24 protein-coding genes are annotated in these 23,747 nt (G+C 35.4%); 5 read left to right on the forward strand and 19 right to left on the reverse strand.

All coding sequences use genetic code 11. From position 1 onward, the window contains the following. Positions 1–2: 2 nt before the first annotated feature. The 8 genes from AB8P06_RS03890 to AB8P06_RS03925 all read right to left on the reverse strand — a co-directional run bounded on the left by AB8P06_RS03890 (position 3) and on the right by AB8P06_RS03925 (position 10,048). Positions 3–806, reverse strand: a complete 804-nt coding sequence (locus tag AB8P06_RS03890; RefSeq protein WP_369838114.1) for a hypothetical protein — start codon at positions 804–806, stop codon at positions 3–5. Between the two features lie 55 nt (positions 807–861). Beyond that, positions 862–1,380: a hypothetical protein gene (locus AB8P06_RS03895; protein ID WP_369838116.1), complete on the reverse strand. Its 519-nt coding sequence runs from the start codon at positions 1,378–1,380 to the stop codon at positions 862–864. Further along, positions 1,358–2,665 (reverse strand): hypothetical protein, encoded by a 1,308-nt coding sequence (locus AB8P06_RS03900; protein ID WP_369838117.1) that lies wholly within the window; start codon positions 2,663–2,665, stop codon positions 1,358–1,360. The genes AB8P06_RS03895 and AB8P06_RS03900 overlap by 23 nt, the downstream gene beginning before the upstream one ends. A gap of 20 nt (positions 2,666–2,685) precedes the next feature. Then, positions 2,686–3,132 (reverse strand): hypothetical protein, encoded by a 447-nt coding sequence (locus tag AB8P06_RS03905; RefSeq protein ID WP_369838120.1) that lies wholly within the window; start codon positions 3,130–3,132, stop codon positions 2,686–2,688. Between the two features lie 7 nt (positions 3,133–3,139). After that, entirely contained in the window at positions 3,140–4,069 is a 930-nt protein-coding gene (locus AB8P06_RS03910) for a DUF3289 family protein (protein WP_369838123.1), read from the reverse strand. A gap of 10 nt (positions 4,070–4,079) precedes the next feature. Then, complete coding sequence (locus AB8P06_RS03915) at positions 4,080–6,005, reverse strand: type VI secretion system Vgr family protein (RefSeq protein WP_369838126.1); 1,926 nt, start codon at positions 6,003–6,005, stop codon at positions 4,080–4,082. Positions 6,006–6,268: 263 nt separating this feature from the next. Then, the gene (tssD, locus tag AB8P06_RS03920; RefSeq protein WP_369838129.1) at positions 6,269–6,688 is read right to left on the reverse strand and encodes a type VI secretion system tube protein TssD; all 420 of its coding nucleotides are present in this window, start codon (positions 6,686–6,688) and stop codon (positions 6,269–6,271) included. Between the two features lie 219 nt (positions 6,689–6,907). After that, a complete protein-coding gene (locus tag AB8P06_RS03925; protein WP_369838132.1) occupies positions 6,908–10,048 on the reverse strand; it encodes a UvrD-helicase domain-containing protein in 3,141 nt (1,046 codons plus the stop codon). Between the two features lie 182 nt (positions 10,049–10,230). Here AB8P06_RS03925 and AB8P06_RS03930 point away from each other — a divergent pair, with 182 nt between their 5' ends. The 4 genes from AB8P06_RS03930 (at position 10,231) to AB8P06_RS03945 (ending at position 13,404) form a co-directional block, all read left to right on the forward strand. After that, on the forward strand, positions 10,231–10,977 hold the full coding sequence (locus tag AB8P06_RS03930; protein WP_369838135.1) for a hypothetical protein: 747 nt from the start codon (positions 10,231–10,233) through the stop codon (positions 10,975–10,977). A 6-nt stretch (positions 10,978–10,983) separates the two neighbouring features. Then, positions 10,984–11,790 (forward strand): hypothetical protein, encoded by an 807-nt coding sequence (locus AB8P06_RS03935; RefSeq protein ID WP_369838137.1) that lies wholly within the window; start codon positions 10,984–10,986, stop codon positions 11,788–11,790. Between the two features lie 2 nt (positions 11,791–11,792). Continuing rightward, positions 11,793–12,569 (forward strand): carboxypeptidase-like regulatory domain-containing protein, encoded by a 777-nt coding sequence (locus tag AB8P06_RS03940; protein ID WP_369838140.1) that lies wholly within the window; start codon positions 11,793–11,795, stop codon positions 12,567–12,569. A gap of 100 nt (positions 12,570–12,669) precedes the next feature. Further along, positions 12,670–13,404 (forward strand): SIMPL domain-containing protein, encoded by a 735-nt coding sequence (locus tag AB8P06_RS03945; protein WP_369838142.1) that lies wholly within the window; start codon positions 12,670–12,672, stop codon positions 13,402–13,404. Positions 13,405–13,721: 317 nt separating this feature from the next. Here the strand turns inward: AB8P06_RS03945 and AB8P06_RS03950 are convergent, their stop codons facing one another. The 5 genes from AB8P06_RS03950 to AB8P06_RS03970 are packed head-to-tail and all read right to left on the reverse strand — an operon-like array spanning position 13,722 to position 18,644. Continuing rightward, positions 13,722–14,234 carry a GNAT family N-acetyltransferase gene (locus AB8P06_RS03950; protein ID WP_369838145.1) on the reverse strand — a complete coding sequence of 171 codons (513 nt, stop codon included), beginning with the start codon at positions 14,232–14,234 and terminating at the stop codon, positions 13,722–13,724. 1 nt (position 14,235) lies between these two features. Beyond that, entirely contained in the window at positions 14,236–14,457 is a 222-nt protein-coding gene (locus AB8P06_RS03955; RefSeq protein ID WP_034712816.1) for a PspC family transcriptional regulator, read from the reverse strand. Then, complete coding sequence (locus AB8P06_RS03960) at positions 14,450–15,721, reverse strand: DUF2851 family protein (RefSeq protein WP_369838149.1); 1,272 nt, start codon at positions 15,719–15,721, stop codon at positions 14,450–14,452. Before AB8P06_RS03960 ends, AB8P06_RS03955 begins: the two co-directional genes overlap by 8 nt. Positions 15,722–15,748: 27 nt before the next feature. Then, positions 15,749–16,897, reverse strand: coding sequence for an N-acetyl-alpha-D-glucosaminyl L-malate synthase BshA (gene bshA / locus AB8P06_RS03965; protein WP_369838151.1), 1,149 nt, complete (start codon positions 16,895–16,897; stop codon positions 15,749–15,751). 4 nt (positions 16,898–16,901) lie between these two features. Continuing rightward, on the reverse strand, positions 16,902–18,644 hold the full coding sequence (locus AB8P06_RS03970) for a glycoside hydrolase family 3 protein (RefSeq protein ID WP_369838154.1): 1,743 nt from the start codon (positions 18,642–18,644) through the stop codon (positions 16,902–16,904). Between the two features lie 116 nt (positions 18,645–18,760). Here AB8P06_RS03970 and AB8P06_RS03975 point away from each other — a divergent pair, with 116 nt between their 5' ends. Beyond that, on the forward strand, positions 18,761–19,276 hold the full coding sequence (locus tag AB8P06_RS03975; protein WP_369838157.1) for a hypothetical protein: 516 nt from the start codon (positions 18,761–18,763) through the stop codon (positions 19,274–19,276). Between the two features lie 77 nt (positions 19,277–19,353). On the opposite strand, the gene ribA is transcribed toward AB8P06_RS03975, so the two are convergent. From ribA to lolB1, 6 genes are read right to left on the reverse strand one after another with little or no spacing between them, the layout of a single operon-like run. Further along, the gene (ribA, locus tag AB8P06_RS03980; RefSeq protein ID WP_369838160.1) at positions 19,354–19,950 is read right to left on the reverse strand and encodes a GTP cyclohydrolase II; all 597 of its coding nucleotides are present in this window, start codon (positions 19,948–19,950) and stop codon (positions 19,354–19,356) included. A 24-nt stretch (positions 19,951–19,974) separates the two neighbouring features. Continuing rightward, a complete protein-coding gene (locus tag AB8P06_RS03985) occupies positions 19,975–20,433 on the reverse strand; it encodes a hypothetical protein (RefSeq protein WP_369838163.1) in 459 nt (152 codons plus the stop codon). Continuing rightward, positions 20,430–21,044 carry a DUF4254 domain-containing protein gene (locus AB8P06_RS03990; protein ID WP_369838166.1) on the reverse strand — a complete coding sequence of 205 codons (615 nt, stop codon included), beginning with the start codon at positions 21,042–21,044 and terminating at the stop codon, positions 20,430–20,432. Before AB8P06_RS03990 ends, AB8P06_RS03985 begins: the two co-directional genes overlap by 4 nt. Positions 21,045–21,062: 18 nt before the next feature. Next, positions 21,063–21,269, reverse strand: coding sequence for a twin-arginine translocase TatA/TatE family subunit (locus AB8P06_RS03995; protein ID WP_007846988.1), 207 nt, complete (start codon positions 21,267–21,269; stop codon positions 21,063–21,065). Positions 21,270–21,299: 30 nt separating this feature from the next. Continuing rightward, positions 21,300–22,856: a peptidoglycan DD-metalloendopeptidase family protein gene (locus tag AB8P06_RS04000; RefSeq protein ID WP_369838169.1), complete on the reverse strand. Its 1,557-nt coding sequence runs from the start codon at positions 22,854–22,856 to the stop codon at positions 21,300–21,302. Further along, positions 22,853–23,701 (reverse strand): lipoprotein insertase outer membrane protein LolB1, encoded by an 849-nt coding sequence (gene lolB1 / locus AB8P06_RS04005; protein WP_369838172.1) that lies wholly within the window; start codon positions 23,699–23,701, stop codon positions 22,853–22,855. The genes AB8P06_RS04000 and lolB1 overlap by 4 nt, the downstream gene beginning before the upstream one ends. Positions 23,702–23,747: the final 46 nt, after the last annotated feature.

Below are 23,747 nucleotides of genomic sequence, written 5' to 3' on the forward strand. Positions count from 1 at the left end.
TATTATTTTGTTTGTAGTGTTATTTGGTGCTGGTAATAAAACTTATCTTCTACCTCTATACAGATGTCAGTTTCGGCTGTTTCCATTCGTCCTGTTTTACCTGTATAGGTTATATTGTGTTTAAGATCTGCGTAGAGCGGAAGCTCTTCTTCATCAAAATTGACGTAGTGTTCATATTTGTGGATGTATCTGATGATGTCATCCATTATTTCCTGGGCATTGTTTATTTTCGGTTCGAAAGACAATGTGTTTTTTTCTTTTTGATAATTGGTTTCTCCTTTCCATTCAGATATTCCGACGGGAAGCACTTTCCAGGAAGTATCATATTCCCTTTTGTTGCTGAATTTCTGCATACTGATTTCCATCAGTTTCATAAAGTGTAGCTGCTTTATGAATTGTATAAGATTTTCATCAGTTCCGGTAGAGTTAGAAAACTGAGTTCGGATATGATCTATCCCATCACCGCTGTATATGGAACGTATTGTTGAATCGGTTTCTTTAATCCGCTTCCGGATATCCTTTATATTTTCTATAGACAGTTTGTAATTATTTATTTTACAATGAATAGGAAACAGGGCATCCATGTAGCTGTTTGATACTTCAAGAAATTTGGTATCTATTTTTTGATTATTAACTTTTAAATTAGTCCTGTTGATCGATACATCATAATGGTCATCATCTCCGGTTTCTATATAAATGGTATAAGAGAGCAGGGCCTCATACTGCTCTTTCCCGATTTTCACAGTGCATTTGTCCTGTATAAAATAGGTTGAGGTAGGAAATATATGTATAGGAGATTGAGACATGAAATTTTTTATGAAATGGGATTTTTCTTTACTATTAAAAATTAACTTTTATACTTTATAATTTTTTTGCCAATGAAAATGGGAGTTGTATGCTCTTGCTTTCATGAATCTTATATTCATTAAACTCCATGGCTTTTCCGTTGATAACAGCTTTTATATTCTTATGGATGTAGAGGTCATTACCCAGTATATTAGCTTTTTTTAAAGTGTCTTTTTTAACGGATATATCTTTAAACCGGTAATAAAAAGTTTGATCCACAATTAGTTCCATATCACTATTAATAGGAGCACTGTTATCAAAGTTCAGTTTAATATTTAATACTTTGCCTGTTGTATTTTTAAGAATATACGAGTTAAAAGAAAAATCGTTGTATTCCTTTATTTTCTCTTTAAAGTCAGATCCTTTTTTATAAAATATTAATTTTGCATTTTTCCCATTTTCATTATTTAAAGGATAATCTGTAATCTCAATATATGAGAAATTTTGACTATCCATTTCTTTAACGTTATCCCCAAAGCATGAGGTTAAAAAAAGGAGAATGAATACAACACTAGTACGCTTCAATATATCCATAGAAAGTAGATTTAAAACAATTGCCTGATATTTTGTAATCGGGATTTAACAGTTTATTACTTGGGGTCGGAGTTTTACTTTCTTCATTTTTATAGCTGTCATGAGGATTGTACCCCCAGGTATAAATTCTAAAAGAAACATTTTTAACCTCATCAAAATCTGTCGTTACATTATTTTTTTCATCATAAAAAGTTAATCCTCCTTCATAAACAACCCAATGTGAGTTATTAAATATATCAGAGTATGAATAGCTTTTTATATTTTTTATCATATTAGAATCTATCATCATCATTATTTTATGACCCTGTTCATATTTGCTCTGCATATCTTTTAAATGCTGGAAATCTGAATCAGAGAATGCATCATAGATCCTTCCGCCAAGAGGCCTTTTCTTTTGTTGTATCAGGATTTTACTAAGTCCTACTATATTGACATTAGTATAACCTGCTACTTTTTGAGTCATTTTTTTCATCATCTCCGGCCAATTGACGGCTTTAATCATATCCATGTTTCCTTTTTCGACTCCTTTATAAACCAGATTATCAAAGAAAAATGATTCTCGGCTTCTTGTTGTTGCCAATACGATCCAGTCTACATAAGGCATACTTACTGTTCGGTAATCTGAGCTTCTGGGATCCATATTGTACATGCTTAATGCTTCATCGTGGGGTTTAATAACAAAATCATTCAACTTACATTCGCCGGTCCTGAATAATTCTTTTACTATTTTTAAATATAGGCTCGGATCTCTTTTTATTAAAGTATAATATAAAGCTGCCATTCCGCAAAGTGAAGAAGATTCCTGGTTGATTTTCCATGGATCCTTTGCTCTGTCCTCAGCCTGTTTATATACAATCTGCCTGTCAAACCATCTGAACCTGTTATGATGCCATACTTTTTCATATCCTTCTGATTTTTCATCATTTATATAGGCCATAACATGCAGAGTTCTTCCGCAAATATCCTTTTCATTCATATAGATGCTGTAGGTGTCTCCGGTTTTACTGGAATTTACTTCAATCCATTTATTTTGAGTCAGACTGTGATATTTATATTTCCATTTGATGAGCTTTTTATCTTTGGGGCTTCCGTTGGTATAGGATTCCACCTGAAAAGTATAGGTTTTGCCAAATATCATACCTTCCTGATCAAAATACTTTCCGGTGTTATCATTTCTGGACCCCTTATCCAACGGAGTCATAATTTTTATTTTTTTTACCTGAGTTGGCTCTATTCCTTTTCTGGAAATAGCAGATTTCTTGTCAAATATTACGCCTGTTCCCATCGTATTGTGTTTTTTATGCGTTATTGATCAAACTCAAAGTCTTCTTTCTTACCGGAAAGCATATCATATACTACATTACCTTTTTCGGTAATGTAAAAAATATCTGCCTTTCCTTCACTGTATCTTACATAAGCGGTAAGATCCCGGTTATGACCGTCCAGACCTTCTTTTCCCCCTTTGTATTGTTGATTGATGACATCCGTTTCTTTGTAAATATAGACTGAATACAAACGGTAATCCTTTGTATTTACAGTTGCTGTTTTTTCATCAATTTTCTTTTTTAATTCTTCATACTCTGGAATGTTGTATGAAAAATTTCCTTCGATATAAAAATAGTCGATTCTATTCTTATATTCACCTGCTTTAAACTCATGGGTAATGGGAGATAAAGCTTTTAACTGGAAGTCTTCCGACTTGTTTTGGATACATGCCACAAATAATGTAAATAAAATAATTAGATTTTTCATGATTAAGCTAGTCCTTATCGGAGTTTCCGTTTAAATTTATACTTCGCTCCATTTCTGTAATGAAAGGTTGTGCCGTTTTATAATGTTGCAGGATATACCATGCTTTAAAGTAATCACCGGTAACGTATTGTGGAATTCTATCCTCTCCATGTTTTACGATATCATCCCAATCCAGTCCGAAATGATCATAAAATGTATACTTAAGCTTTCCGCTCCACATTTTTGTACACTTATTATAAGAATAATCCAGTATTTCCGCCTTTGCACTCCATACCTGATGTACGGTAATTCCTAAGCCTGAAACCTTATCCCAGAGTGAAGAAAAATTTAAAAGCTTCATAGAAATAATCTCCATTGAAGAGGGATCATAATTATTTTTTTTCAGTCCTTGCTTCAGCTCTGTAAGGAATGCATTATGATAAGTTGTAAAGGCGGGATTATTAGCTATCTTTTTATTAAGGGTTTCACTTTTATATATTCCGCCGGTTCCTTTTTTAAAACGATCAGACATTTCTAATGCAACAGTTTCCATATCTCCGATGGATAATGAGGTCATCAGCCGATCCAGATAATCTTCTAAGGTTGCATTATCCAGCTTAAAAACAGGATCGTTCTTTATTGATGCTGAAGATGCCGGACTATCTGCGAAATACATATCTTCGGCTTTTGTTCCGTCAAAATTGAATCCGGGTTCTCGTTTAGCTTTTCCGATGAGTTTCTGGCTGACTTTTATGACTCCTTCTTTGCATCCTTCATCGCCTTTACCGTCCTTTCCGAAACCCTGTAGAATTGCACGTTTCTGGCTGGATAATTCAAGGTTTTGTTTGGTAGCTTCAATAATTACCGATTCAGATTCTTCATGAGAAACCTTACAAAGAGCAGTATAATTATTACTCACCTGAATATTGATGTTATTAGCTTTTTTTACAATGGCCATGTCAATACTTTTAATGTGAATTTCCTTGCTCTCCGCTTTGAGATTTTACGGTTTTCTCACTTTGTAAAACCATGTTTTCTTTCGTGCTTACCACCGTTACTTTCTCAGCATAGGAGTCGCTTTTCTTGGATTGGATATTTCTTTCGTTTTCAGAAATTTCCGTTCTCATATCGGAAGATTCATGGATATTACCTGTTGCGGTCTGAAGAAGGTCTCTTCCCGCGGTATCTACCATATTGACCCCGGCATTGGAAACGATATTGACGTTTGCCGTTGAGAAAATATTGCTGCCGGCAATGGAAGTGATGTCATTTCCTGCTGACATTCTTATGTTATTCCCTGCTGTAAAGGTCATGTCTTTTGGAGCATTGACGATAATGCTGCCTTTTCCATCCATAAAATAAGTATTGCCGCTTGGGTCTTCTATATAAATACTTCCTTCGGCATCATTGAAAATGACTTTATTGCCGCTTCGGGTTTGTATAGATTTTATGTGATTGTTGACACCACCACCTAAACCTACAGCGCCATGGAACATTCCACCCATAGCAAAAGGAAAATCCGGATGGTGATATTCAAAACCTACCATCACCTGATCACCTACTTCCGGAACGGCAACAAATCCTCTGTTCTGAGTGATCATATCGGTTCCTCCGGCATCAGGGCTCATCATTCGGATAAAATGGGTAGTGTCATTCAGCTGCCAGTCAAACTGTACCTGTATCCGTCCCTGATTCAAAGGATCGGTATTGGAAATGACGGTGGCAATCTGTGGTTCTGCATTTGGCGTTACAAATTCCGGTTTAGGGATAAAACCTGTTCCTTCTGCAATGGCTTCAAATGAACCGGTATAAACCCCTCTTGTGTTCACCTCATGAGAAACTTCTGTGATCATAAGCTTGGTGAAATAAGAAGTCTGGTTGGTATTAGGCTTTCTCATTTCCATATCAGCAACACAGCCGGGATGTAGGAAAGGAACTGATGTGGATCCTGAAACGGTAAAAACTTCTACAGCTGCACTCCCTGCTGCACTTTTTTGAGAGTCATCCACATTTAAAGACATGTTTGCATTAATAGGGGATGGCGTTAGTGATCGGGTTTTATATATATCGTCATTAAGGCTGTAAGCTTTTGCGGCGAGTTGGCCCAGGTGTTTGATGCTTGCGGACGTACTCAGCAATTTTGTGTGGTTGCTGCTGTTATACCCGAAAAATTCAGGTTTTATATGTTGTGCCTTCATTGCTACACATACATCACTCACATTGCTGCCATAAACAAGACGTATCGGCTGTTCCTTGGGAGGTAATTTTCCAAAATAAAGGGTTTCGCCATCATAATAAAACTGCTCGCCGTAAGTTTCAGCTAATCTGGCCAGGTAATTATAATGGGTTTCTTTGTATTGAGCGCTGTAATTAATATAGCTTTGATTCTGGGTATCTATTTTAAAATCAAATTTACCTGCGTTTAAGGTCTCTTTGATCACTCTGTCGGCAATAATGGAGGTATTCACAGGCTGTTCTCCTCCGAAACTCTGGGTATGCGGAGCTGAATCCATCAGAATAGTCGGGCTTTGTCCTTTCAGAACAATATTACCCAGACTCATTTTTTCCTGGCTGAAAGCTACCTGTGTGATAAGTCCTACGAAAGTTCTTTCCGGACTTTCATTTTCTGCATCCTTATATTTAAATACAATTGTTAAACGTTTTCCCAGAAACTGTTGGGCCTGTTCCAAATCATGATTTTGAATGTCTCCTAAAGAATCATGAGCTAGTGTAAGTTCGAAATTATGGTGTGTTCTTATGCTTTGCAGTAAGCGGAAATGCTTGAAATGCTTAATGATTTTGCCTTCGATCACAATATCAAGTTTCACCACACGCTGAACCCCTGCAATATGATTTTCTGCAATTTTATCTGCATTGGTTGTTCTATTTTTCATATTTATGTTTTTGTGGTTATATCACTAAAATTAGAAATGTTTTCGATCTGCCGGAGATGAAAATTGTTAAATTTGAAAAACTGTAGTAGAATTACGACTTTTATAGATAAATGAAATCAGTATAAAATTCTAGTAATATATTTTATACAAGAATTAAATTATTTATAACAGAAGAATAAAGTTGATTTAATTTTTAGTTTCGTCTAAAGAGATAAAAAGATCACCCAGAGGATGATCTTTTTATAATTGTTCGGGTGCAAAAATTAAGCGTTATTGCTACCTCCTCCAGGCCAGATACCTGCATAAGAAGCTAAACCGTAATCGATTATCTCAGCACTTACTACGAAGCTGATCAGCATGCTGTTTTCGTCAACTGCATCAAAATCTACCTGATGCTGAATTACATATCCGTTTTCCCATTTAAGCGTAATTAAAGTACCTTCTTCGTGAGATTTGTTGAATGTAATTTCACCTGTTGTAGGCTTGTACTTTCCGTTTAGTAAGCTTTCCAGAATGTCAGATTTTTCTGTAGCTTCCACTGTAATTTTGATTAATGCATTTGACGGATCAGATGCTACTCTACCGGATACGTCCGTAGATCTTGATACACTATAATTAAGTTTTAATAGTTTCTGACCTTCGCCACCGTTGAATTTTAAAATTCCTCTTGAATTTGCTGCCATGATTTGTAAATTTTAATCGTTAATATTTTATAATTGAGTGATTGTACAGCAAATGTATACCTCTTCGCGGTGATATAAAAATTTTTAGATAGAAGTTTTATTTTTTGTAGTGTTTCTACGATTTCGTGTAGTAATTCTACGATTTGGTGTCGTAGTTCTACGATATCATTTACTTTGGAGTTGATACAAAAGCTTTGTATCAAAGGAATTTTTAAAAAATTATAAATAAATAAGCTGGGTTTTGATCACTTTTCTGCCAAGGCTCTCAAGAACGTTCTTATAATTTTCTATCTGCCGGTCATTCTTTTCTGTCACTTCACCGGTCTTAAAATCTACAATAATATATTCGTTATTATTTTTCAAAATACGGTCGGGCCTGTAGATTCTGCTTTCTCCTTTTTCAGAAATCATGATATCCTTTTCATTGATTACCTCCCATTTCTCATCAAAGAACTCGGAATAAGCAGTAATGATCTGCTGCAGGGTTTCCTGAATTTCATTCTTTTCCTCTAATGTGATCTGACCTTCCAATACATACGCTTCAAGTACTTTTTTAATATCTTTTTTAGAATTGATCTTGGATAGAAGTTCATGAACGAAAATCCCCGTTCTTACTTTTTCATTCCGGACCTGATAGTTTTTGGATGGTGTTGCAATTTTGATCGAAGTACGTTTCTCATCAATATTTTTCAGGGTTTTGATATCCTTTGTTTTAAATGTTGATGTTTTATCTTTTGAATGTTTTCTCAACATCCCGGGATTCACTTCATATAAATCAAATTCATCTGCGTTTTCAGTGTTTTTCGTCTGGAGAAATTCCAGAAGCTCGAGGTTATTTGAAGTTTTATTCTGTTTTTGAATATAAAAGAACAATTGTTCAACGGGCCTCGTTGTGGCAACATATTGCAGACATAGCCTGTCGATAAGGTTTTTATAAGAATTCTGTTTATTAAACTTTTCGATTTCTACATCATAAACTTCCAGGTTTTTACTGAACTGATTAATATTAACAGATTTCAAAGCATCGTTATCAGCAGTTTCAAACCAGTTTGTAAACTCACTGTCGCGGTTTTTATTCATCATCGGAATAAAAACGACCGGGAATTCCAGCCCTTTCGCTTTGTGAATCGTCATGATCTGTATAGCATCAATATTTTCAGATGCCTGAATGGTATAAGTAGATGCCTCTTCGTCCCAGTATTTCAGAAATTCCTTCGTACTTGCTCCTGCATTCTGAGTGAAGTTGAAAAGCATTTCAAGGAAGTTTAAAAGGAAATCGGTTTCTTTATTTCCAACCGAAAATTCATTGATATAATATTCTACAAAATTGTATAAATTAAATCTTGGAAAATGATCCTGTTTAAGTTGTAAATTATAAGTCTGCCGGATAAACTGTAAAATTTCTTCATGAGAGTCAATATCCAGAACAGTCTTCATTTCCAATGTAAAATCGGCCATATTAATTCTTCCCAATTTATTCAGGTGATACATCATCATGATTAAATTAGGCTTATTCTTAGGATTGGTTTCCCATTTTAAGAATTCAATGACGGCCTGTAAAGTATGGGATAGTTCCAGGGTTAATCCTTTATCGGAAATGGTTTTGATACCGGTTTCCTCACCCTGATAATTGACTTTTAAATTTCCCAGCTTCTGAGAATAACTGAAGATGTCAAAATTTCCACGACAGAGAATAGTGATATCGGAAAATTTGAACCCGTTATCCAGGCAATCCTGAATATCTTTTCGCATCCGCTCAGAGCTGTCGTTATAAAAATCTTCATTGGTAAGGTTTTCAATGAGGTTCACTTTTACGCGCCCTGCAATGGAAGATTTTGGATTCTGTTCCGCATCACTGCCAAAAATGTTCTGGTGCTCTTCCTGCAGCTCGCGGGAATGATAATGATACAATTCATTGTTAAACTGTACAATATTGGTTGCACTTCGCCAGTTGTCTTTTAAAACGAGAAGTTCAGCTTCTTTAGGGGAGATTTCATTTTTATTAATGATATCCAGCATGATTTTGCTTTCGCCACCCCGGAATCTGTAAATACTCTGCTTAGGATCACCAACTAAGGTGAAGGAAGTACCATCTGTGGAAATACTATGATCCCGCAACGGAATAAAATTCTGCCACTGCAGCTCGGAAGTATCCTGAAATTCATCAAAAAAATAATGTTGGAATTGGGAGCCTACTTTCTCATAAATAAAGGCAGACGGTTCGTTTCTGAGGTTTTCGTTGATAAGAATATTGAACTTAGAAAGTAGAACCAGGTCATTCTCTTCCTCAATTTTCTTTAATTCATCCTGGATGTCCTTATTTACTTTTAACGGAAGAAGCGCAGATAAGATTTTCTCTTTTTTCTGGGTTTCAATATATAAAAGGATAAGCTTCATCCTGTTAACCAGGAGCTGATCCAGAATTTCAAAAATATCAGGTTCCTTGCTTTTTGATTTGGCCGAAGCTCCTTTTCTGTAATTATTGACTACAGATTCTTCCTGAGTCGTTGGAAAAGGAAAACCGGGTCTTTTCTGCTGATAAAAATCTAAGACTTTGGTGAAAAATCCTCCAATCCCGTTTTTTCCCTGGGCAAAATCTTCAATCTCAATATTTCTGGATCTGAATAACTCGATTGATTGAGCAGCCAGCTCCAGGGATTGTTTTTTATTAAAGACGATTTCTTTACGGATCGTGTTTTTTATATTTTCATAATTGGCATCATCAAAACTTTTATTGTTTTTCAGATGTTCATAATGAATATCTTTTACAAATTCTTTTGCAGAATCATAAAGGCTTTTATTAAGATTGATCCGTTCATTGTTTTCAAGGCTGTAATCTACATAATCCATGAAAGAATTAGAAATAGTTTCATTTTCCCCGATCTGGTCAAGCATTTTATCTACGGCTTCAATCAGGAAAGGCTCTGCCTCAATTTCAAGATTAAAATTTTTAGCCAGTCCCAGTTCATAAGAAAAGCTCCTTACCAGACGGGAATTAAAACGGTCAATAGTTCCAATATTTAATGTGGAATAATTATGAAGAATATAATCCAGAAGTTTTTTGGAACGGATATGCAATTCATCGATTGTAATTTTTAATCCTTCTTCTTCAAATGCTTTCTGAATGTTTTTCAGGTCGGCATTTCCGGCAAAATCAGCGGCAGAGAAATTTCCGAGCCAGGATAAAATTCTTTCCTTCATTTCATTGGCAGCTTTATTCGTGAAAGTCAGTGCGAGAATATTTCTTATGGAATGTTGCTGATAAGGATACCGAAGACAGATCATCAAAAGCTTTTGAACGAGGGCATAGGTTTTCCCTGAGCCTGCGGAAGCATTGATTACTGTGTAAGAATTTTGCATTTTTTAAGGTGAATTGAGAGTGCAAGTTAACTAAAATTTAAGTGAAATTTTAACAAATTGAATCGGGTATTTAACAATTCAGAAATGGAATTTCTAAAAAAAATCCTAAAACGCGTTAACTGTGGTTAAACTTATGTTATAAATTAAAAATAACTTTAGCTTTGCCTTATAAAAAACTATTCGTGAAAATTAAACTACTCCTTCTTTTATCCTTTCTCTTTTTTGTTCAGATTAACGCCCAGGATTATCTTTTTGGGAAGGTAACTACTGAAGAAAATATCGAAATGCCGGATGTTATCGTGATCAATATAAGAACTGATGAGCGCGTTTCTACCAATACCAACGGGCATTTTATGATTGGAGGAAGGGTGAATGATGAGCTTCGTTTTGTAAAATCCGGTTATGAACGGACGGTAAAAAAGATTTCTAAAGACAATATAGACTCACCCATCAATATCAGCCTGATACGGCAGACCACCTTAATCCCTGAAGTAGAAGTTACCAGAGGGCTTACCGGAGATTTAAAAATAGATTCCAAAAGCCTGAACCGGCCTAAAAAAGTCGAAAAGCTGGCGAAAGACATAGACCGTTATATTGTCCAAAAATCTGACCCGAGAATTCTTGCCGCAAAAGCCGGTGAATTTGTACAGCCGAAAGGGCAGGGCTTTTCAGTAGGGAAAGTTAAAAATAAATGGGATGATGTGGATCTGATGAATTACCTGGCTTCCAGTTTGGGTGATCAGTATTTTACAGATTTAAAAATAGAAAAGGCCCAGATTCAGCATTTTATTTATTATGTCCTGAGAGCTGGTTTTGAAAGGAAAAATATCCTGAAATACGGGTATTGCAGTGATTCCGATTTGATGAGGTTTCAACGGGTGGTATTAGCGAGAATTTCATCTTACAAGGCACCTCAAACTCAAAGATAGTTACGGATGAAAAATCAAATGATCAGAAGTTTGTACGCCATTCCTTGTTTTGTGTTTGCTGATGTATTTTCACAGCATACCGTTACCGGAAAGATTGTTGATGAGAATGAAATGAATATCAATGCCGTACTGATTGTTAATATTTCCAATAATAAGAGCACCCATAGTGATGTTTCGGGGCAGTTTGTCATTGAAGCTGAAGAAAATGATGAAATAAGATTTGTAAAGGAAGGGTATTACCGTTCTGATAAAAAGATAAGCGGAGATTATTTCAGTTCACCACTTTATATTCATCTTTTAAAAACAGAAACGCTTATTCCGGAAGTTAAGATTTCCTATCAGCCTACCGGAAATTTAGAAAAGGACAGCAAATATTATGGCGAAGGGAAAAGACTGGCAGAGCTGGAGTCTTCCATGAATGATTATATGCGAAGCCCTTTAAAAGAGCCTTTACCTAAAAATACAATTTCCCAAACGTTTACAGGACATAATTTTTCGGCAGGACAAATTGATTTGGTCAGAACTTTTCTTGCAGGCGTTGGACTCATAAAGAAAGCTGTAAAACCTAAGATAACCAAGGCTAATTATAATGAAACCATTAATTTTATAAACAGGATTAAGCTGGAAATCAATTTAGATTTTATGACAGATGTTGGAATGAATGAAGAGCAGATTGATAAGTTTCTGGTGTATGCCAATGATACCCGGGAGCTGGCAAAAAAATACAGAAAAGATTTTAAAAGCCATATCATTGAATCGGAATTGAAAATAGCATTCAAAGAATACCGTAAAACCAACATCATTGGAAATTAAAAATGAAAGCTTCCTTTTTCTTTATACTTTTATTCTTATGTGAATTTGCCTTTTCACAGCAGACGGTTACAGGAAAAATTACCGATGATAACAATATAGGACTTAGTGGGGTGACCATTCTCAATGTTACCACAGATACCAAAGCTTACAGCAATTCTTCCGGGGAATTTTCTATTCAGGCGTTCAATAATAATGAACTGAGATTTGTGCAGACAGGCTATGAAAGAGTTTCCGGGAAAGTACTTTCAAGCGGAGCAAATCCTTATTTGTTTGTTGTCATGATTAAAACTCCTGAGTTGATTGAAGAAGTGGAAGTTCAAAAGAAACCCAGCGGCGATTTGGAGAAAGATTCCAGGGCCGTGGCAAAAATTGATAAAGGAAAGATTGTTGAAGAGGCAGTTGGTCTTCCTCAGCCGGTCGGGAAAATGAGGGAAACACCTGCTGAAGTGAAACAGGTATTGCTTCCTATACTTTTAGGGCAATTGAATGTTCAGGGAGTTTATGATTTGATCAGCGGAAAAGCAAGAAGGCAGAAACGCCAGTATAGATATGATGATTTACAGGAACATATTGCCTGGATCCGGAACAGGGTAGATGATGAATATTTTACAAAAGCAGGAATCCCTGCCGAAAGAATTTCAGAATTTATAGAGTTTTCATTTGTCGAAAAACCGCAAACCCGTACTTATGTGAAAGCAAAAAACCTGTCAGGAGCATTGTTAAGGCTGGAAGAAATGATACCTGCTTTTCTGGAAAGATTGAAAACAGCTAAACCTTAAGTTTGTTAAAAAAATCTTAAAATTTCGGAATGGAAATTGATGCAATATTTTCATTACAAACCAGTTTTAAAAATATAACCTAACAAAATCACAATGTTTTATGAACAAAAATATTATTGCCATTGCTATCGGTGCACTCGGATTTGTTATTGGCCTCGGGCTTTTAGGAAACGCAATTAAAAACAGAAATAAGTCTGAAAATACCATTTCGGTAACAGGTCTTGGAACAAAACAATTTACTTCAGATCTGATTACGTGGTCCGGAAGTTTTTCGAAAAACAATTTTGATCTGAAATCTGCTTATGATGAATTGGCAACAGACCGGAAAATCATCAATGATTATCTGATTTCAAAAGGCATTAAGCAAAATGAGATTGTATTTTCATCAGTAGATATTCAAAAGCAATTCAGAAGCTTTAATGATTCCAATGGAAACTATGTTCAGGGCGAGTTTTCAGGATATAACCTGACCCAGAAAGTCTCTATTGAAAGTAAGGAAGTGGCCAAAATTGAAAACCTTTCCAGAAATATTACGGAAATCATTAACCGGGGCGTGGAATTCACATCATCTTCACCGAATTATTTTTATACCAAATTATCAAGTGTAAAACAGGAGATGATTGCAAGTGCAACAAAAGATGCAAAAGAGCGGGCTGAAAAAATTGCTGAAAATGCTGGAAGTCATTTAGGAAATCTAAAAAAAGCTTCAACGGGAGTTATTCAGATTACAGCACCGAATTCTAATGAAGACTATTCTTATGGTGGTACTTTCAATACATCATCCAAGGAGAAAGAAGCCAGTATTACGATTAAATTGGAATATGAAGTGGATTAAACTTAAATATTGATTTTAATCTCGCGGATTTTGCAGATTAAGCGGATCGAAATAAACATAATCATCTTTGTAAATTTGTGTTATCTGTGGGAAATAAAATAATACCGGAAATTATTCTCCGGTATTTATATTTTAATGATAAACAGTATCATAATTTCATTTTTAACTTCCGTGGTAAAGGTTAATTGACTTTGACTTTTTTAATCTCGCGGATTTTGCAGATTAAGCGGATCGAGATAAACATAATCATCTTTGTAAATTTGTGTTATCTGTGGGAAATAAAATAATACCGGAAATTATTCTCCGGTATTTATATTTTAATGATAAACAATATCATAAATTTCATCTTTGACTTCCTGCAGGTTTTCAGGAGCGTAATTGGATAAAAGCCAGAGGTCGAGAGGCTTTTTACCTTCGCCATAACTTGGCTGTACATACATTTCATCAATCAATTTAAATCCGTTTTTCTGGTAGAAAGAATACCGTCTTTTGGCATCATCACCCAGATGGTCAGGTTCAATTTCAAGGATAATTCTTGGGTAATTGCGGAATAAATATCCGGTAACATGTGATCCCAGTTTCTGGCTTCTGTATTCTGCAAAAACTTCGAAATGTTCTACAAAAGTGTAATTGCTCAGCTCCCAGATGATCAGGTAACCGATTGTTTTTGATTCGTGCAGAACAGAAATTACTTTCACGTTAGGATGGGTAAATAGACTGATAAATTTATCCCAGTCTCTTCTTTCCTCTGCCGGGAAAGTGCTTGAGTAAGAATTATAGATTTCCTGTACTCTGTAATCTTCAGATGAAGTGATGGTTAAAAATTCCATATTATAAATCAAAAACGCTTGGTCTTCTGGTGATGAAAATATCTTTGATCCACAAAGTAAATGCTAAACCTAGATAAATTAAAAAGAAAAATCCTGCCGTAGCAAATGTAGAGTATATAAAGAAAACTCTCAGTTTAGATACAGGAATGCCGAGCTTGGCACCCATTCTCGTAAGTACGCCAAACCATTCTCTTTCCATTTTATGACGGATATTATCAAACATTTGAAGAATCTTTTAAAATTTTAAATCCAATACTGCAATTTAAGCATTTTTTTTCTTCACAAAAGGTTTTATGATGATAAATGAGGCTTTGGGTTTCCAGAGAATTTTTACTTTTCAGACCTAATTTTTTCCAGGAATCAACTACTGAATTTTTTTCCGGAGAAATATTTTTATAAAATTCCAGAATCTCGTCGGCAATTTCCACACGATGATGTTTATGATAAGTATATTTTAAAGGAAGAACGGTGTTGAGAATAATGAGCTCAATAAAATCCTTACTTAAAGTTTTAGGTTGATTAACCGTTGATATTTTACCGAAATTAAAGTGATCATCCCAATAATCCGAAGCTTTGATGCTCTGGAAAACATTCAGTAATTCACTTAAGCTTTTAGGCAGAATGATCTTTGAAAAAAGATTTTGCTGAGTATAAAGGTCGGCTAATTGTGAGAGTCGTATTGTCGGGAAATTTGGTGGCCTGAGCCTTAAAAACTTAGGATGGATATTTAAATCAGGGATTTTGTATTTAGCTTTTACAAAATTAAATTCTCTTTTCCAGATCTTCATTTGATCATCCATGGGATCTTCCAGCCAACCCGAAATTCCAAATAGCAGAGCTTCGAACTGAGTTGTATTCTGTCGGATTTTATTAATGATAGAGAAATCGATAGATTCTGCAATCTGTTTGAAAATAAAAGCATTCACTTTAAGCCCGAATGAATAAGCCAGATTGTGAAATAAGACTGCCTCAAAGTTATTTTTATGATGTTCCAGATTTTTTTCCAATTCCTGAGATTTGGCATCCAGCTTTTTTAAGACGTTCTGTTCATGAAAATTGACAGGAATATGATCTTTGCTGAAAATACTTTCACAGGGGATAAACTTATTTTCATTGACGAGTTTTTCGTATTTCCAGAGAATGTCTAAATCAATACAATCTTTCAGTTCAAGAGTAGGAATATTTTTATTTTTAAATTCTTCAATTTCCAGGTCATTTTGAAAAACAACATGAAGAATGACATTTTGGTAGTTGGGATCTTTGGAATGATTGTGAAAAATCCAGTCGGAGGATTTGATATGGAGTTCGATATTTCCTGCTAAAACTAAATCCCTGATCTTAATTTTTGCCTGCAGAAAGTCCGGTCCGGAATCTGTATTCCATTTACCGAAATCTATTATTTCAACGGAATTTCCTTCAATATCCTTGAAGTCAAAATTTTTGAAAACCTTAAAGTTCCAAAGATATTGAAGTAGTTTTTCCGTCATGAGTGTCTGACAAATATAACAGATGTGTTATACTTTAGACAACTCCTTTTTAAAATTTTCTATGGTTGTTTTATACATTTCTTCATATATAGGAAGAATGTTTTTCAAATCGAATTTTATGGCCTGATCTTTCGCATTTAGTTTCATTTTGGTTAAAAGTTCTTCGTTGCTCAGGAGCTTGATCGTGTAGTTGCTCATTGCTTCAACGTTTCCGATTTCAGCTAAAAATCCGGTTTCTCCCTGAATATTTACTTCAGGAATTCCGCCTGCGTTGGAGCTGATTACCGGTGTGTAGGCTGCCATCGCTTCCAATGCGGCGAGACCGAAGCTTTCCTGCTCAGACGGAAGTAAGAAAACATCGGAAAGCTGTAAAATTCTGTATAAGTCATTCACCTTTCCAAGAAGGCGGATTTTAGAGATCAGATCAGGGTTTTCTTCCAGGAACTGATTTACTTTTTCCATATCCGGCCCTTCTCCGATGATGATTAATTTGGATTTTACTTTCTTCTGAACGTTTTTGAAAATCTGAAGTACTTCATCAACCCGCTTTACAGGACGTAAGTTTGAAACGTGAATCAAAATTTTCTCATCCGGATTGGCAAACTGGGTTCTCTGGCATTCATTACATTCGTCAAATTCTGAATTATCAATGAAGTTGGTAATAACCTGGATTTCCTTTTTGATATTGAAGAACTGAAGGGTATCTTTTTTTAAGCTTTCGGAAACAGAAGTAATAGCGTCTGACTGATTTATGGAAAATTCCACTGCATGTTTGTAGCTTGGATGCTGGCCTACCAATGTAATATCGGTTCCGTGAAGAGTCGTTACCAGTGGGATATCATTATTGTCTTCCCGAAGCATCTGTTTTGCTGTAAAAGCGGCATATGCATAAGGTATTGCATAATGAGCATGAAGCAGATCCAGCTTATACAGGTTTACGACACGGTAAATCATTGAGCTTAACGCAATATCATAAGGCTGATACTGGAAAAGGGGATAGGTCTGAACATTAACCCTGTGGAAAAAGATATTTGGGTTGGTAATATCTAATCTTGCGGGAAGTGCCGAGCTTATGAAGTGAACCTCATAGCCTTTATTGGCAAGAGACATCCCTAGTTCTGTCGCTACAATTCCGCTTCCGCCATATGTTGGATAGCAAAGTATGCCTATTTTCATTAGTTTATTGTTGTTTTGATGTTGTAAATACTGTTGAATTCACTTTTGTATCTGAGGAGGCTGAAGTGGGATTCAGATCGATTCCCGTTCCTGCTTTTAATTGGTCATTAACTAAAACCGGGAGTCTTCCCCATATTTTCGTTTTTCCGTTGAGAGCATTGGCTGTTGCTGTCATCGAATCGTCATTGTTCTCATAAGAAACGAGCACGGTTGAAATTTTAGAAATATCAATATCTTTCAGGGCATAAGCACTTCCGAAAACATTTAATATTACTTTATGCTTTTTCGTTAAATCGGCCAGGATCTTTTTTGATTCTGCTGATATCTTGTAAGGTTTATACGCTGTGGAATTATTTTTATGAAAACCTACAATCACTGTTGTATGTGAAGGAATCGTATTGATTTCACTGGCTTTTTTCATGATTACATCTGAACCTAGCTGATCTGCGAATGTCTGATAAGGAGCTTCTTCCAACGGAACATAATAGATTTTTTTTCCGGTAAGGGGAAGTAGTTTTTTATCATCTTTTATTAAGGTCAAAGCATTTGAATACAGGTTCTGAACTAATGTTTTATGTGAATCATTATTCAGGTCAGAATTAATATTCTCCGGGTTTTTCGGACTGTACTGATTTAATCCCAGGAAATATTTTGTCAGTAAAATTTTCTTTACACTTTCTTCCACTCTCGATTGTGGAATCTCTCCATTATCAATTGCTTTCTGAATTAATTTTTTCCCTTCTGAAACACCTTGTGAGAATAACATGATATCATTTCCCGCTTTGAAAGCCAGTGCATCAAGCTGTCCCGGCTGATATTTATTGGCAACAGCTCCCATATTTAAAGCATCGGTGATAATCAAACCTTTGTAGCCTAATTTTTCTTTTAATAATCCGGTGATGATATTTTTGGAAACAGAAGCCGGAATCCCTTTTCCTGATTCTAAAGCCGGAACATATAAATGAGCTACCATTACGCCGCCGATTCCTTTGTTCATTAAAGCCTTAAAAGGAGCAAGTTCTATAGCATCCAACCTGTCTAACTGATGGGAAACTACCGGTAAATCAAGGTGTGAATCTGTACTGGTGTCACCATGTCCGGGAAAATGTTTAATAGCAGCAAGAATATTGTTATTCTGAAGTCCGTTTGAATAAGATAAAGCCGAACTGATCACATTATCTACCTCAGAACCAAAGCTTCTGTTTCCGATGATAGGGTTATTTGGGTTGGTATTGACATCCACAACAGGGGCAAAGTCCCAATTAATGCCCATTCTATGGCAGTCTTCTGCAATTTTGGCAGACATCTGCTCAATTAAGCTTTTATCCTGAATAGCTCCTAAAGTCATTGCCCACGGAAATTTATGAGCCTTTGCAATTCTCTGATACAATCCCCATTCTGCGTCCATACCGATAATCAATGGTACTTTGGATTTTTGCTGGAACTCATTCACCAGATTGATTTCTCTCGCTGCATCATCCTGCATCAGGATCAACCCTCCTATTTTATCGTTAACCACGATGTTTCTTACCTGATTGATATGGTTTTCGTCTTTATTGGTATATAAAGCTACAATGAATAACTGCCCCAGTTTTTCGTCCTGTGAAAGTGATTCATAGGTAGTGTTAACCCATTGCTGCGCTTTACTTAAATCGGTCTGAGATATATTTTTAGGTTGGTATTGAGCCGTAATCTTAGTGCTGATGAATAGAAATATGAATAGGGAAGTGTAAACTATTTTGCTCATAACTTTTGAATATGAACAAAAATACGATTAAAAAAAATGATGAAAACAATGTTTTTGAGTTTTTTGGTATATGTTTTGAATATGCCATATCAATAATAATTAAACTTTTTATAAAAATGAAAAAATTTCTTCCAATTTTACTTTTAGCTTTTGTGAGCTTATTCATATATAGCTGTGATGATGATAATGACAATAGCAATTTTGTAGATCATGATACGTATTCGGTAGCATACGATATTACTCCGACTTTCAGCAAGACGAATAACAACTTATATCAGTATTCTGATGAGTTCAATACGCCTTTGGTAGAGTCAGATGTGGTTTTGATTTATTTGCAGACGGGTCTTACAAACAATAATTCGCCGATCTGGAGATTATTGCCTTACACGTTTTTCACCAATAATAATACTGCTGTAGATTATTCATTTGACTTCAGTAAATATGATATCGGGATTAATGTAAACTCTACATTAGATTTAAGCGCTAATCCAACGTATTATACCAACAAGAGATTCAGAGTGGTGGTAGTTCCAGCAAGTGCGGGTAAAAATGCTAAGGTTGATTATAACGATTACAATAGTGTAATCCAGTATTACAAAATTGATGAGTCTAAGATTAAGACTAAGAATTAAGAATATATCTTTTCAATTTTTTATAATTAAAAAAGCTCCGGGAGAAATCCCGGAGCTTTTGATTTTATCGTGTTTTGTTAATTATCATTGTCATCCAGAAGATGCCCGAAATAATCTTTTTTTGTTTTCAGATATCCTCTGCTGATATCATTGGCAGGAATCTGTAAAGGAATCCTCGAATTGAGATGAATATTACTTTCCGTTACATATTTTACCTTTTCAGGGTTATTGGTCAGCAAATTAATATCCTTTACGTTCAATAAGTTTAAAATTTCAATAGCTACTCCAAAGTTTCTGTCATCTGCGGGAAGGCCTAATTGTAAGTTGGCTTCTACAGTATCAAATCCTTTTTCCTGTAATGAGTAAGCTTTTAGTTTATTGATAATTCCAATATTTCTTCCTTCCTGGCGAAGGTAAATAATAATCCCTCCATTTTCATGGATATATTTCATTGCGGCATCTAATTGCTGTCCGCATTCGCATTTTTTAGAATGGAAAACTTCTCCGGTAATACACTCTGAGTGGAAACGTACATTTACAGGTTTTGAAAAATCTGTATTTTCGGCTATAATAGCCATATGGGGCATCCAGTCGTTTTCGTTTTCGGAGAAAGCAATCATTCGGAAAGAGCCGTGTTCTGTAGGAACGTTGGCTTCCGCCTGAATCTTAATCATTAATTAATTAGTTCAATTAGTTTTTTAATTTCCTTTTAGAGAGTCTTCAATCACAGAAACATTGGTTTTTATTCTTACCAGATATCTGTTGAGTACTTCATCATCATCCTTATTAAGGTGCTGTCTTAGCTTCTGAATTTTTTTATAAGATTTCTCAAAGTCTTTCACTGCTCTGTTTTTTCCTGAAATATTGTTGGCATCAATTGCATATAAATAGTTCTGAAGGCTGTATTTTAAAGTAGTTACTTCTTCATTCAGGTTGGGATTTTTAAATTTGGGAAAGGTAGAAATCAGATTGGATATTTCGGAAGCATTAACATTTTCTTTAATATTGATGTCAATACTTTTCTTTACCCCTCTATCTGAATCAGAACCTTTAGCCTCACTATAAAAATTATTTGACAGCGGAGAAAAATTTAATTTTTCCGTTGCGCAGGAAGAAGTTAGTATGAGTATTAATCCGATAAAAAATAATTGTTTCATTTTTGTCGCCCCTTTTGATAAAGGATTGGGTTAAGACTTTCATCATTATACATTTTCATTTGTTTGTATATTTTCATCTTAACGTTACCGTTTTCAATATCAGTAAGCAACTGATTAATAGAAGTTGATAAATCTTCTTTCTGAATAAGTAGTACGTCTAATTTTGCCTGGCAATTTAAACGATGCTCTTCAGAAGCTGAATCTCTATTGGCTTCTAACGACATATGATACACCTTTAATGCAAGTATTGATAATCTGTCTACGGCCCAAGCCGGGGTTTCCGTATTGATCTTTGCTTCAGGTTTAGGAGTTATATTTTCAAACTTTTTAAGAAACCAACTGTCTATAAATTCCACCAAATCAGTTCTCTGTTGATTAGAGGCATCAATTCTTCTTTTTAATTGAAGAGCGTCAGTCGGATTAATATTTTCATCTCTAATTATATCTTCCAAATGCCATTGAACGGTATCAATCCAGTTCTTTGCATACAAAATCCGTTCCAAACTGTCTTTTTCAAACGGGTTATTAACTAGAGCGTTAACGTCATCAAGTACGTGGTATTCTTCAATAGATTTATTGAAGACTTTCCAGGCAGTCTCTGTAAAATTCATTGAGTGATAAAGAATTTTTTAGTTGCTATTATTGTTAGTCGAAGAATTTTTGTTTTCAGAACCCGGTTTATCTTCTTCTTTTACAGCATCTTTAAATTCTTTGATCCCTGAACCTACACCTCTCATTAATTCCGGGATTTTCTTACCTCCGAAAAGTAATACAAGAAGGATTGCTACGATAAGGATATGTTGCCAAGATAAGGCAAGTATTGTTAGTGTTTGCATCTCTGATTTTTTTGCAAAGTTAGTCTTTTTTTAATAAGAAACCCAACCTAATGGATCAACCGGTGTACTACCGTTCCATACCTGGAAATCAAGCGTATAAGAACCGTCGAAATCCTGTCCCACTGTTCCCACCACAGTACCTGCTGAAACCTGCTGTCCTTTGGATACATTTACATTTCCGAGATTGGAGTAGATGGTGAAATAATTTCCGTGCTTTATCATGACTGTTTTGGTACCGTCACTGCTTGCCAGTACAGACGATACTGTTCCCGGGAATACAGATTTTGCCCGTGTTCCTGATGGTACAGAAATTTTTATCCCGTTATTTTCTTCCATGATATTTTTGAAAACCGGATGCGGCTGTCTTCCGAAACGGTGAGTGATTTGCCCTTTATCAACCGGAAAACCTAATCTTCCTTTATTATCAGCAAAGTTACTTCCAGCCGCTGTTGAGACTCCGAAGTTGGTCATCGCTTTAGATTCAGCTGCTTTTTTCTCATCTTCTTTTCTCTTTGCCAGAGCTGCTTCTGCCGCTTTTGCATCTGCCAGTTTCTTGGTTGCTTCTTTTGCTTTGTTGTTGGCTTCTTCTGAGGCTTTTGTTGCTGCTATTTTTCGTGCCTCATCTCTTGAGTTGGCTTCGGCTCTTGCAGCTTCTTCCGTACGTTTTCTTTCTTCTTCAGCTCTTTTAGCTGCCAGTTCCGTTGCTCTTTTAGCTTCAGCTTCGGCCAGTTTTCTCTCTCTTTCCAGTGCTTCGGCTCTTGCTTTATTTTCAGTTTCAATTCTTGCTTTTTCTCTTTCGGCCGCAATTTTTGCTAAACGGATTTTTTCTGCTTCTGCTTTCCTTCTGGCTTCTTCCTCTGCCTTGGCAATTCTTATTTCTTCCAAAATAATAGCTCTGATCTGTCCTTCAAGCGCTTTAGACTGGGTTTGTTTTTGTTTAAGTTCAACTGTAAGTTTAGATTCGTTTTTCTTGAATTCAGCAACCAATTGTTCCTTTTGGGCCCTCTCAGCATTAATGGTTGTCAGGTCTTTTTGTTGATTTACCAAAAGCTGATCTTTGTCTTTGATTGATTTTTGCCTTTGGGCAATGGTATTTTTAATTTTATTGGCGGCATCTGTAATTTCAGCAGCTTTTTTATCCTGATAGTCTGAATACTGCTTCAGATACTGGACTCTTCTGATTCCTTCCCCTAAATTTTTGGCAGAAAGAATGAAAGTCACTTTATTTTGTACGCCTTTATTTTTGTATGCATTTACCAAAACCTCAGCATAATTCTTTCTGAGTACGGCCAGTTCTTTATTTTGTCGGTTGATTTCCAATTGACGAAGATAGATGTCATCCTCTATGAATCTTTTTTCTTTTTGAGTATTGGTATAAACCTTCTCTCTTAAAGCCAGTTTCTTATTTACATTACTGAGATAAGCTATAGAAAGCTTAGATTCATTTCTTGTTTTTGCTAAATCTGAATTTATCTGTGCAATTTGTTTTTTAAGTTCAGCATTCTGCTTTTGTAACTGCTCTTTTTTTTGCCCATAATGCAATGAGAACAGCAAAATACCTATTAAAAAGCTAAATTTTTTAATCATTTAATTTCAATTTTCTTATAATTGGCTGGAACTGAATAGGGTGTTTCCATCTTCGAAAAATCAAATTTCGTATTTTCTAGTAGAATCTGACTTGTTTTTGAACCTTTTATAATTATTTTAACATTTTTTGGTAAACGGATTCCATTATATTCATCCCAGTTGCTGTAGGAAATTTCCAGCTCATCCGGAGACAAAACATCCTTTAGATTAACGCTTAATAAATCGTAATTCGTATCATAATCCAAAACTATTTTATATTCCCTGGTCTTTTCGTCAGTAACAATTTTCTGATTTTGAATTGAAGACATTTTAAATCCCTGTGCATTTTGTGTAAGGGAAAACTGGGAGTCATTGATTTTCACAAACGTTCTTCCCATCAGAATTTTTTCCAGAGATTTATAATCGATGAAATTAACGTTCAGTAAATTATTAAGGTAATCAAAATCTGAATCGATATAGGATTTGCTGGTTCTGTCAAGACCTTTTACCCCTTCAGGAGTTGCAATTCCTCTTGCGACACCGATGAATAAGGCCGTTAAATTCATCCAGACTTTCTTATCGTTCTCAATATAAATAACTGCATCGAGGGTAGGAACAAAACTTCCTGTTTCTACATTTACTTTACTGTTGATTTTAATCTGGTCAAATTTTGGCGGAATAATAACATGTTCAAAGAATGTAAGTTTATCCGTTACCGGTTTATTTACATCTTTAGGATTGTTATTGTCTTCAATTACTATCGTGCTGTCTTTGATAGAGCCGGTATTGTTTTTCCTTGCGGCATTTCGTGTTTTACAGGATGATAAAACGAGAAGCAATAATAGCAACGGGATCCAGTTTTTCATGTATTTAATCTTTTCAACTAAAGTAATGCTTTGCAATATTAACGCC

This window comes from Chryseobacterium tongliaonense, from assembly GCF_041224435.1.
In the GTDB taxonomy this organism is placed as follows: Bacteria; Bacteroidota; Bacteroidia; order Flavobacteriales; family Weeksellaceae; genus Chryseobacterium; species Chryseobacterium tongliaoense.

What these genes read in the sequence shown, in the direction of transcription:
- AB8P06_RS03960 (WP_369838149.1), bottom strand. Translation starts at nt 15,721, where the DNA reads ATGACGGAAAAACTACTTCAATATCTTTGGAACTTTAAGGTTTTCAAA.
- AB8P06_RS03940 (WP_369838140.1), top strand. Translation starts at nt 11,793, where the DNA reads ATGAAAGCTTCCTTTTTCTTTATACTTTTATTCTTATGTGAATTTGCC.
- AB8P06_RS03905 (WP_369838120.1), bottom strand. Translation starts at nt 3,132, where the DNA reads ATGAAAAATCTAATTATTTTATTTACATTATTTGTGGCATGTATCCAA.
- AB8P06_RS03990 (WP_369838166.1), bottom strand. Translation starts at nt 21,044, where the DNA reads ATGAATTTTACAGAGACTGCCTGGAAAGTCTTCAATAAATCTATTGAA.
- AB8P06_RS03925 (WP_369838132.1), bottom strand. Translation starts at nt 10,048, where the DNA reads ATGCAAAATTCTTACACAGTAATCAATGCTTCCGCAGGCTCAGGGAAA.
- AB8P06_RS03975 (WP_369838157.1), top strand. Translation starts at nt 18,761, where the DNA reads ATGAAAAAATTTCTTCCAATTTTACTTTTAGCTTTTGTGAGCTTATTC.
- tssD (WP_369838129.1), bottom strand. Translation starts at nt 6,688, where the DNA reads ATGGCAGCAAATTCAAGAGGAATTTTAAAATTCAACGGTGGCGAAGGT.
- AB8P06_RS03945 (WP_369838142.1), top strand. Translation starts at nt 12,670, where the DNA reads ATGAACAAAAATATTATTGCCATTGCTATCGGTGCACTCGGATTTGTT.
- AB8P06_RS03985 (WP_369838163.1), bottom strand. Translation starts at nt 20,433, where the DNA reads ATGAAACAATTATTTTTTATCGGATTAATACTCATACTAACTTCTTCC.
- AB8P06_RS03895 (WP_369838116.1), bottom strand. Translation starts at nt 1,380, where the DNA reads ATGGATATATTGAAGCGTACTAGTGTTGTATTCATTCTCCTTTTTTTA.
- AB8P06_RS04000 (WP_369838169.1), bottom strand. Translation starts at nt 22,856, where the DNA reads ATGATTAAAAAATTTAGCTTTTTAATAGGTATTTTGCTGTTCTCATTG.
- AB8P06_RS03910 (WP_369838123.1), bottom strand. Translation starts at nt 4,069, where the DNA reads ATGGCCATTGTAAAAAAAGCTAATAACATCAATATTCAGGTGAGTAAT.
- AB8P06_RS03995 (WP_007846988.1), bottom strand. Translation starts at nt 21,269, where the DNA reads ATGCAAACACTAACAATACTTGCCTTATCTTGGCAACATATCCTTATC.
- AB8P06_RS03950 (WP_369838145.1), bottom strand. Translation starts at nt 14,234, where the DNA reads ATGGAATTTTTAACCATCACTTCATCTGAAGATTACAGAGTACAGGAA.
- bshA (WP_369838151.1), bottom strand. Translation starts at nt 16,897, where the DNA reads ATGAAAATAGGCATACTTTGCTATCCAACATATGGCGGAAGCGGAATT.
- AB8P06_RS03955 (WP_034712816.1), bottom strand. Translation starts at nt 14,457, where the DNA reads ATGTTTGATAATATCCGTCATAAAATGGAAAGAGAATGGTTTGGCGTA.
- lolB1 (WP_369838172.1), bottom strand. Translation starts at nt 23,701, where the DNA reads ATGAAAAACTGGATCCCGTTGCTATTATTGCTTCTCGTTTTATCATCC.
- AB8P06_RS03900 (WP_369838117.1), bottom strand. Translation starts at nt 2,665, where the DNA reads ATGGGAACAGGCGTAATATTTGACAAGAAATCTGCTATTTCCAGAAAA.
- AB8P06_RS03935 (WP_369838137.1), top strand. Translation starts at nt 10,984, where the DNA reads ATGAAAAATCAAATGATCAGAAGTTTGTACGCCATTCCTTGTTTTGTG.
- AB8P06_RS03915 (WP_369838126.1), bottom strand. Translation starts at nt 6,005, where the DNA reads ATGAAAAATAGAACAACCAATGCAGATAAAATTGCAGAAAATCATATT.
- AB8P06_RS03970 (WP_369838154.1), bottom strand. Translation starts at nt 18,644, where the DNA reads ATGAGCAAAATAGTTTACACTTCCCTATTCATATTTCTATTCATCAGC.
- AB8P06_RS03890 (WP_369838114.1), bottom strand. Translation starts at nt 806, where the DNA reads ATGTCTCAATCTCCTATACATATATTTCCTACCTCAACCTATTTTATA.
- ribA (WP_369838160.1), bottom strand. Translation starts at nt 19,950, where the DNA reads ATGATTAAGATTCAGGCGGAAGCCAACGTTCCTACAGAACACGGCTCT.